Source organism: Pirellulales bacterium (genome assembly GCA_036499395.1).
In the GTDB taxonomy this organism is placed as follows: Bacteria; Planctomycetota; Planctomycetia; order Pirellulales; family JACPPG01; genus JACPPG01.
This window is the reverse complement of sequence record DASYDW010000015.1, coordinates 1-9657: the sequence shown is the minus strand read 5'-3', so window position 1 is coordinate 9657 and position 9657 is coordinate 1. Positions and strand designations below refer to the sequence as shown.

Here is a 9657-nt window from a genome sequence, read left to right as displayed (position 1 = left end):
AATCTGAATGACAGAATGACGGAAAGGGTGTGCCGATCGCTTTGCCGCGTTGGTGATACTCGGCGTCATTCGACATTCGTCATTGTGTTTTCTTTAGACATTTGAAGATTAGGCATTCGTCATTGACGAAGCCCCTCGCTGAGGCTGCGGGCTGGTGTGTTTGCCCCTTAGGGAGATCGGCACTGTTGGACAAGCCAGCAGTGGCACCCGAGGGGAGTGAGCGAGAAACGCCCATCCCGATCTTCACTCATCACTCAGCGATCATCACTTCTGGTTACCGACTACTACTCTCTTCACTGCCCACTGCCTATTGCCGGCCACGCACGTGCTGGTCGGGTGAGAGTTAGCCGATCGGTGGTGCGCTCGGCCGTAACTTCGCCCGGGAAGAGACGTTTTCGAGGGCCCGTCGGCGCGGATTGGTCGCTGGCCAGGCTAGCGAGCGATTCCCACTCGTCGTAGCCCATCGCTTGCAATGGCCATTCTTGCGATTGCCAGACGGTCACGAGCATTTCGCGCACCAGGTAGGCGTTGGCTTGCGTCAACGGCGTGGTGTCAATCATGACGCGCGCCGGCCTGGCGGTGGCGACATCAGCCTGCTCGGCCGTAACGATACAACGGGCGGCGAGTGCCGCGGCTTCGACCTCGACGATCCGCTGCGCTTCGCCCGCCAGGTCGGCCAGGCGCAAGAGCGCGGCGACAATGCGTGGGTTGTACTCGGCGGCCAGCTTCGGGAGCAAGTCATGGCGCAGCCGGTTGCGGGTGTAGTCTTGCACGAGGTTCGAACTGTCGACACGGAACGCCTGGCCGATGTCCGCCAGGTAAGCCAGCACCTCGGCGCGGCGCACGAAAAGCAGCGGACGAACAATCGCGATTCCGGGGGCCAACTCGCGGGCCCGGCGCATGCCGGACAGCCCTGCCAGACCGGTGCCGCGCACGATGCGATGCAAAACCGTCTCGGCCTGATCGTCGGCCGTGTGCGCCGTGACGACATAGCGGGCGCCGATTTCCTTAGCCGTGGCGATGAGAAAGGCGTATCGCGCGTCGCGCGAACTTTCTTCACTGGCGTGTTGCGGCGCCGGCTCTGCGCAATCGTTCAGCGGCGGGCAAGTGCTCGCGGGATCGGACTGCGGGGCGTCCGACAGCACCGGCGACGTCGACGTCAAAGGACGCCCCACACGAATCGGAATCGCCAAAGAGGCCGCCAGTTCGGCGACGAACCTTTCGTCGGCGTCGGATTCCGGACCGCGCAGGGCGTGATTGAAATGGGCGATCACCAGCCGTCCGGCGCCGCGCGGCGCAAGTGCGGCCAGGGAGCGGACCAGTGCCACGCTGTCGGGTCCGCCCGAGACGGCCACCAGCACGGTAACATCCTGCCAGCGATCCGTGGGCCAGGCGGCGGCCAGTTGTTGTTCGAATTCGTGGTTCACGATTTGTCGCGCCTGCCGGTGACTTTTGGGCGATTCGCGGGGAGTTGGGGGCCTTGTGGCGAGCGCAACCTCGCCTGCGAACAAAGGTTCGAGCGACGCCGCGTCCCCAAAATGGTTGCAGGTTCGAGAGACTCTGTTAGTATGACGTTAGTTTGCAGTTCCGGGTCCGGTAATGGGTTGCGATCGAAAACGGTTGCAGCAGCGTCTCCTTGCGGGGAGGGTTTCGGTCCTGGCTGAGGGCGCAAACATCACTCTTCAATTCGGTGAGTTTGTACCGCGGCGGCTCAGCAGAATGGGCGTCAGCCAAGGGAAGTTATAGCGAGTTTGCAACTGGATCTGCCTGATGTGGGAAGAACCAGTCGCTTGCGGGAGTAGGCCAACACGATGCACTTGCTGATCATTATCTTGCAGCAGTTGCTGGGATTGATGCCCAGCGGCGAAGGCAAGAAGGCCCCTCAAGTCGAATTAGCGCGAGCGCCCCGTCAGAATCCTCATGGTTCTGAGTCTAGCTCGTGCCTTCGCGTTGAGTTTCCGTACAGCGACCGGATGACGGTGCTTCCGTTACTTGTGCTTCCATTGTTTGCAGTAGTTCCCGTGGCTTGTCGGGTTGGTCTGAGCAGTTGGCGGCGGTTTCGACCGCCGCGTCTGCAGGTTCGTTCGCATGCGGCGGACGAATCGATCGCCCGCGCTGGATAGTTGATACACCTTACACGGGTGCTTCCGCGCGATCAGGTCGTTTTAGTTCGGGCTTACTGTCGATTGTCGGTCTCTCGTTCGCCACGCATCGTGGTGGACCGTCGGCCTCGACACGCTTCCCCCCTGGCCTTTGCCCGCACTCTTCGGGCCGTACGCATTTGGGCCAATCGTTGCGCACGGTGTTTCACCCGTTGCGTGGCGTTGATTTTTTATGAGGGGGTCAAACGTGAACGAATCTTCGCCCGGTGTAACAGTGCTCGTGACCGCGGTGGTAGCCGCGATCATGACTTTTATTTTGATCAAGCTGCTCGATTATCTCCGCCAGACCGACGCCGAAAAGCGTGCCCAGGACATTTTGGAGCGGGCCAACCGCGAGGTCGAGACACGGCGCAAGGAAGGCGAGCTGGCGGCTAAGGAAATGGCCATTCACGTCAAGGCCGAAGGAGAAAAGGAGCTGAGCGTCGTCCGCCAGGAGCTGCACGAGCGCGATCGCATGCTCGACAAGCGGCAGGATGCGCTCGATCAGCAGACCGACCAGTTGCGCAAACAAGAGAAAATGGTCGAAGGCAATCAGCGCAAGCTGGCCGAGAAGATCGAGGAAACGGGCCGCCGCAACGACGAGCTGGGCAAAGTGCTGGACTTGCAGCGGCAGACGCTGCACCAGGTCAGCGGCCTCTCGAAGGACGAGGCGACGCGGCGACTGCTCGAGCAACTCGACACCGAACTGCAGCACGAAGCGGGCGCGCTGGTGATGAAGCACGAGCGGCACATGGCCGAGATCTGCGAAGAGAAATCTCGCGATATCCTGGTCACCGCCCTGCAACGCTATGCCGCCCCGCACACGGCGGAGACGACGACAAGCACCGTCGACATTCCCAACGACGACATGAAGGGACGAATCATCGGTCGCGAAGGGCGCAACATCCGCGCCTTCGAGAAGGCGACCGGCGTCGATGTAATCATCGACGACACGCCGGGCGTGGTGATCGTCAGCGGTTTCGACATGGTGCGCCGCGAGGTGGCACGGATTTCGTTGAACAAGTTGATCGCCGACGGGCGGATTCATCCCACGCGGATCGAAGAGATCGTCGCCGAAACGCAGACCGAGCTCGAAAAGCATTTGCAACAGTTGGGACAGGAAGCCGCGCAAGAAGCGGACGTCGGTGGGCTGCATCCGAAGATCATTCACCTGCTGGGCCGGCTGCGGTTCCGCACCAGTTACAGCCAGAACGTGCTGCGGCATTCGATCGAAGTCGCGTTCTTGACCGGCATGATGGCCGAGGAGATCGGCCTGGACAGCAAACTGGCCCGTCGCTGCGGCCTGCTGCACGATATTGGCAAGGCGGCCGATCACGAGGCCGAGGGCGGCCATCCGAAGATCGGCGCCGACATTCTCAAGCGGCACAACGAAAGGCCTGAAGTGGTCCACGCGGCGCTCGGGCATCATGACGATTTGCGGATCGATAATCCGTACACGGTGCTGGTGGCGGCCGCCGACGCGTGCAGTGCCTCGCGACCGGGGGCGCGGCGCGAGACGTTGGAACGCTACATTAAGCGAATGGAAGAGTTGGAGACGATTGCCTGCGGCTTCCCGGGAGTGGAACATGCCTTTGCCATTCAAGCCGGACGCGAGCTGCGCGTATTGGCCAGCGCCAAGGATACGAGCGACGCCTCGGCTGCGAAAATCTGCCATGACATCGCCAAAGCCTTTGAAGAACAATTGACATATCCGGGCGAGATCAAGGTGACCGTGTTGCGTGAGTCGCGGTTCACCGAAATCGCCCGTTAGCGTTCTAAGGCATTTCGAGGAAACATCACCGTGCGAATCCTGCTGATCGGAGACGTGGTTGGCAAGCCAGGGCGGCACATCATCGTGCAAGGCCTGAAGGGGCTGATTGCGCGCGAGGGCTTGGACCTGGTGATCGCCAACGGCGAAAACGCGGCCGGAGGTTCGGGGATCACGCCGGCCATCTATCGCGAGCTATTACGCGCCGGCGTGGACTGCATCACGCTGGGGGACCATATCTACCGCCGGCAAGAGATCGCGCCGCTGATGCAGCAAGAGTCGAACATCGTGAAGCCGGCGAATTTTCCCGCCGAGGCGGCCGGACATGAGTTGGCCATCGTCAAGGCGCGCAACGGCGTCTCGGTCGGCGTGTTCAGCCTGCTAGGACGGGTGTTCATGCGGCCGGTCGATTGTCCTTTCGCCGCGGCCGATCGGGTGCTGAAGAGCGTACCGCCCGACGTTAAAGTCCTGGTGCTCGATTGCCACGCCGAAGCGACCAGCGACAAACAGTTGATGGGACGCTTTCTGGATGGGCGCGTTTCGGCCGTGCTGGGCACGCACACGCACGTCGCCACGGCCGACGAGCAAATTCTGCCCGGGGGCACCGCCTTCCAATGCGACGTGGGCATGACCGGCCCCTACGAAAGCATTCTGGGACGGCGGATCGATCGCGTGCTCGAAACCACGCGCACTTTCCTGCCGACGCATTTCGAAGTGGCGACCGGCGATCCGCGGCTGTGCGGCACGATCGTCGAAGTGGACGAAGCCACGGGACGCGCGACGGGGATTCGCCGGTTGTGTGTCACAGCGCGCGAGGCCGATGCACTGGCCCAGGCCGAGGCGAAGAATAGCGCGACATCGACAAGTCCCGCGTCGTAGAACTTCCGCCCTGCGACTTAGAAGCTGCGACGCAGAGTTCGCAGTCCCGCGCGGCGGTTTGTTTGATTTGCGATGTCGCGCAGCCCGCAGTAGGCTTTCGACCGTGGCCCGCTTTCTTTAGCTGATAGCAGTCGGACGACACGCGGGCCCTGGGGCGATAGCAGCACTTGGCCCGAGGCAACGTAGGCAAATCGGTATTGCGGCCCTTCTGGGGGAGAGCTATTCTCCCGCGCCTATCCCGTGAACGTGAACTCTTGCGTTACTGGTTCTTCGCAACGGCTCGTACCGAGCACACGGATCCTGGCTGCGTTCTGCGGCCTGGTTCTGGTGGTGCTGTTGGGCGTGGCGGCGAAGTTGGAGCCGAATCCGGCCGGACTAGGAACGCACGAGCAATTGGGTTTGCCCCCCTGCTCCTTTCGGTGGCTTTTTGGCATGCGTTGTCCTTCATGCGGTATGACTACGTCCTGGTCGCACGCGATGCGTGGCCAGTTTCGTGATGCGCTGTCGGTAAACGTCGGCGGCACACTGCTGGCCGGCGTGGCGGTGTTTGCCGCGCCGTGGTGTCTTTTGTCGGCCACCTGCGGACGCTGGGTGGTACGTCCGCCGAGCGACCGGATCTTGGCTGCGGCCGCGTTGTTTGTTGCGGCCGTGACGTTGGCGGACTGGGCCTTTCGGTTAACCGCGACTTGATCCGCGCCGGTAAACCTTGCGCCGCATGAGGCGGCACGAACGAACGCTCGAACGAGGTAGAACGATGGACCGTACGACTCGTCGCTCTCTGGGCCTGCTGGCAGGCGTAGTGTTGCTGGCCTTCCTCACGTCGCAAAGTGGCTGCGTCAACGCGCTGGCCACGGCGGCCTGGCTGGTGAAGGGGAACGACGTAGGCGCGGACTACAACGGGCTGCGCAACAAGCGAGTGGCCGTGGTCTGCCGGCCGTTGGTCGAATTGCAATACTCGACCGGGATTCGCTCGACTCAAGAGATGGCGACCGAGGTGGGCAATTTGCTCTCGCATCGGGTCAAGAGAATGACGCTCGTCGATCCGCGCGAAGTCACGGAATGGACCGACGAACATGATTGGGACGATTTCGCCGAAGTCGGCCAGGCCCTCAAGGCTGACATGGTCGTGGGCATCGACGTCGAGGAATTCAGCCTCTATCAAAGCCAGACACTGTATCAAGGCAAATCCCGGGTGGCGATCACCGTGTATGACGTCGCGGACGGCGGCAAGGTGGTGTTCAAGAAGTCGTTGCCAAGGATCATTTTCCCACCCAATCGTGGCGTGGATACCGCGATGCCCGAGGATGAATTCCGGGCGCGCTTCGTGGCACATCTGTCCGACCTGATCGGCCGGCACTTCTACTCGCACGATGCACAAGCCGATGTGGCGCTGGATGCCAAGGGCTTTACGTCCGAGTAAGACGGCGCTTGCAGGTCTTCTGGCAGCGTGTCAAAATCCGCGCACGCGCCTGAGCGGCCGATTTTTTGGCCGTTTCGCTGGCCCCCCATTTCTAGGCCACGATACGTATCAAGGCGCGCAGCCGATCGTTTTATTTTCGCGCGGAGTGACGCATGCAACTAGGATTTGTGACGGCGATCTTGCCCGATCTGAGCTTTGCCGAGGTTTTGCAATTCGCGGCCGACGAGCAGTTCGATTGCGTCGAGGTCATGTGCTGGCCGGTCGGTAAGGCCGAGCGGAAATTCGCCGGCGTCACGCACATCGACGTCAATGATTTCACACAGGCCGCGGCCGATGGCGCACGGGCCCTGTGCGAGCGGCACAAGGTGTCGATCTCGGCGCTGGGCTACTACCCAAACATCCTCTCGGCCGATGCCGAAGAAGGGCGCGTCGCCACGGCTCATTTGAAGAAGGTGATTCAAGCGGCACGGCTGTTGGGCCTGTCGAACGTGAACACGTTCATCGGCGCCGACCATCGACGGAACGCCGACGAGAATTTCGCGCTGTTCCGGCAGACCTGGCCGGACCTGATCAAGTTCGCCGAAGATCACGATATGCGGATCGGCATCGAGAACTGCCCGATGCTGTTCAGTTGGGACGAATGGCCGGCCGGCAAAAACCTGGCGTATTCTCCGGCCGTGTGGCGGCGGATGTTCGAGGAGATTCCGTCGCGCCACTTCGGACTGAACTACGATCCGTCGCACATGATCCTGCAGATGATGGACTATCTGCGGCCGATCTATGAGTTCCGCGATCGGCTGTTCCACACGCACGCCAAGGATATGAAGCTGGATCGGCAGAAGCTCGACGATCGGGGCATTCTGGGCCTCGGTTGGAGCACGCCAAAGATCCCGGGCCTGGGCTCGGTCGATTGGGCCGCCTGGATCTCTTCGTTGACCGATGTCGGCTATCGTGGGCCGGTGTGCATCGAAGTCGAAGACGATTCGTTCCGCGATACGCTCGAGGCGCGTAAGCAGTCGCTGCGAATATCGCGGAACGTGTTGCGGCCGCTGATTGGGTGAGACTTCGGCAGGCGGAGAGTCTCGCTCTCGACTCGTCTGCGACGAAGACATACTTATTCCGCTTTGCGGAAAAAGCATGGCACCGATTAACATGGCACCGGCACGCGTGTCTTCGGTTCTCCCATATCATTCGCATCGCGATGCCCCCCCCGCGCGAAGTACGCCCCTCGCTCCATGCGCGGGGCATCGAGATTTCTCGTCTCACAGTCGCGCTTTGTGAGCGACTGATGAGAATGTGATGAATCTTTTTTTCGGCGCGGACGTTTCGCTCGATGATTGAGCGATCGCTAGCGCGCTAATCCGCGCAGCGAGTGCGCGTGCCAAAATCTTTCGTCGCGCGCGCGAAGTTTTAGTCTTTTGTGAAGTTGCTGCGCGAGGCCGATTTTCGGTTGACGCTCGCTACTCGCATTTCTATCGTTCGCCTTGTCCTTCCCTACCCAGGTCGCTGCCCGTCAATCGCGCGATCTGCCAATTGCATCGAGAATCTGCATCCAGGTCCGCCGACAATTTTTTCGGCAAAAGCAACAAGAGGAGACGCCAATGAGGTGGAACATGCGATCGTTCTTCGCCCGCTTGGGCAGAGCGGCAGCGTGCGCAAGTATGCTCACGATCAGTCTGCCGCAAGGGTCGCGCGCTGCGGCCATCACGCTCGACACTTCGAATGGCCTGATCAATGGTTCGGCGACTTCGACGATCAACGGTGTCACGGTCAGCTACACAGGCACCGTCAGCGGCGTCGCGGACTTCACCGTTTATGGCGACCTTGACCTGCTTTCGACCGATACGCTTACAGCCATCGGCAATAACGGCGTCGAGCTCGTCGTCGGCAACAATGTGAACATCGCCGCGGGCGCCACGATCAACATCACGCCGGGCACGCTCGGCGGTGGCGCGGGAGCAAGCGGCGGCGCTACGGGCGGATCGGCCGGTGGCGGCGGCGCTGGTGGCGGCTCTGGCGGATCGCTCAATGGCGGCGCTGGTGGCAACAGCGGCTCGGGCACCGGGGGCACCGGCGGCGGCGCCAATCCGAAAGGTGGCAACGGCGGTGACGATGGTGGCGGAGTCAACAGCGGTGGCAGTGGTGCCACGGGCGGAACGCGCGCGGCAGGTACCAACGGCATCGGTGGCGGTACTGGCAACAACGGCGCAGTGGGTAGCGCGGCGCTACTTGGTGGCGGCGGCGCCGGCGCGGCCGGCGTTGGCACCGCGGGAACGGCTGGTGGCGGTGGCGCCAATCCCGGCGCTGGTGCAGGATCGGGCGGCGGTGGTGAAAGCCTTGGTGGTGGCAGTGGCGGTACGGGTGGCACCGGGACAGCCGGCACAACTGGTGGGAACGCGAACGGTGCTGCTGCGGGCGGCGCGGGCGGCGCCGGCTCGAACGCCGGCGGTAATGCGATCGCAATAACCGGCGGTGGTGGTGGCGGATCCGGCGGTGGCGGCGGTGGCGGCGGTGGTGGAGGCGGCGCCAGTTCCGGTGGCGGTGGCGGTGGTGGTGGCGGTGGCCAAGGATTTCTCGGCAAGGCTGGCACCGGTGGTGGTGGTGGTGGCGGCGGCCAAGGTTCGACCGGCGGCACTGGTGGCCAAGGCGGAACCGGCGGCGCGGGTGGCGCCGGCGGTGGTGCCCTCGGGATTATTGCGAATGGTTCAGTCTCGATTGCAACAACGGTTAACGTCACGGGCGGCACCGGCGCCGCGGGTGGTTCTGGCCCCGGTGGCGCTTCGGCGGGTGCCGGCCAAACCGGCGGCACCGGCGGCTCTGGTGGTTCCGGCGGGTCGGGCGGTGGCAATGGCGGACCGGGTGGACCTGGCGGCAACGGCGGCCAGGGTGGCACCGGCGGCAGCGGCGGAAACGGCGGCGCAGGAGGGGGTGGTGCCGGAGGTACTTTCCTCGTGCAAGGCACGACGGTCGATCTGACCGGCGGCGGTGCGAATGTCTCCGGCGGTACCGGCGGCAACAACGGTGGTGGCGGTCGCGTCGTGACGGGCACGAATGCCGGACCGATTGGCGGCACGATCACGGGTGCAGCCAACACGCCGACCACGGTCGGCTCACAAGATGCCAACCCGTTCGTCGGTGGCGGCCCTGCGACGCCGTTCATTCCGAACCTGCCGACGGTGGGTGCGGAAATCTACGGTCTGACGAGCCTCACGGCGGCTGGACTGTACGGCAGCCTGCCGGCGACCGACGTCAATGGTACGTTGCTCTCGAGCGCTGTCGGTGCTTTGTTCCGCACCGATGCCTCGGTGCTCGGACCGGCCTTCTCGGGCTATGACGCGTTGCTCTACATCAACCTGTCGGGCAGCTCGATTTCGAATCCCCAGATGGCAATCGACGAGGCGCTCGCGCAGTTGATCCAACGCGGTTGGGCCAACAACACCAACTTCGGC

The 9657-nt window shown here is 62.9% G+C and carries 7 protein-coding genes; 6 read left to right on the top strand and 1 reads right to left on the bottom strand.

Features of this window, described 5'->3' with window-relative positions:
• Positions 1-293: 293 nt before the first annotated feature.
• Positions 294-1427, bottom strand: a complete 1134-nt coding sequence (tilS, locus tag VGN12_02810; GenBank protein ID HEY4308360.1) for a tRNA lysidine(34) synthetase TilS — start codon at positions 1425-1427, stop codon at positions 294-296.
• Positions 1428-2349: 922 nt separating this feature from the next.
• Between tilS and rny the strand changes: the two genes are divergently transcribed.
• The 6 genes from rny to VGN12_02780 form a co-directional block, all read left to right on the top strand.
• On the top strand, positions 2350-3912 hold the full coding sequence (gene rny / locus VGN12_02805) for a ribonuclease Y (protein ID HEY4308359.1): 1563 nt from the start codon (positions 2350-2352) through the stop codon (positions 3910-3912).
• A 30-nt stretch (positions 3913-3942) separates the two neighbouring features.
• Positions 3943-4788 carry a TIGR00282 family metallophosphoesterase gene (locus VGN12_02800; GenBank protein HEY4308358.1) on the top strand — a complete coding sequence of 282 codons (846 nt, stop codon included), beginning with the start codon at positions 3943-3945 and terminating at the stop codon, positions 4786-4788.
• Positions 4789-5028: 240 nt separating this feature from the next.
• Positions 5029-5478, top strand: a complete 450-nt coding sequence (locus VGN12_02795) for a DUF2752 domain-containing protein (GenBank protein ID HEY4308357.1) — start codon at positions 5029-5031, stop codon at positions 5476-5478.
• Positions 5479-5542: 64 nt separating this feature from the next.
• Positions 5543-6208, top strand: coding sequence for a hypothetical protein (locus VGN12_02790; protein ID HEY4308356.1), 666 nt, complete (start codon positions 5543-5545; stop codon positions 6206-6208).
• A 152-nt stretch (positions 6209-6360) separates the two neighbouring features.
• On the top strand, positions 6361-7269 hold the full coding sequence (locus tag VGN12_02785) for a sugar phosphate isomerase/epimerase family protein (GenBank protein HEY4308355.1): 909 nt from the start codon (positions 6361-6363) through the stop codon (positions 7267-7269).
• Between the two features lie 600 nt (positions 7270-7869).
• The coding region (locus tag VGN12_02780) for a hypothetical protein (GenBank protein ID HEY4308354.1) at positions 7870-9657 on the top strand (1788 nt) is incomplete at its 3' end.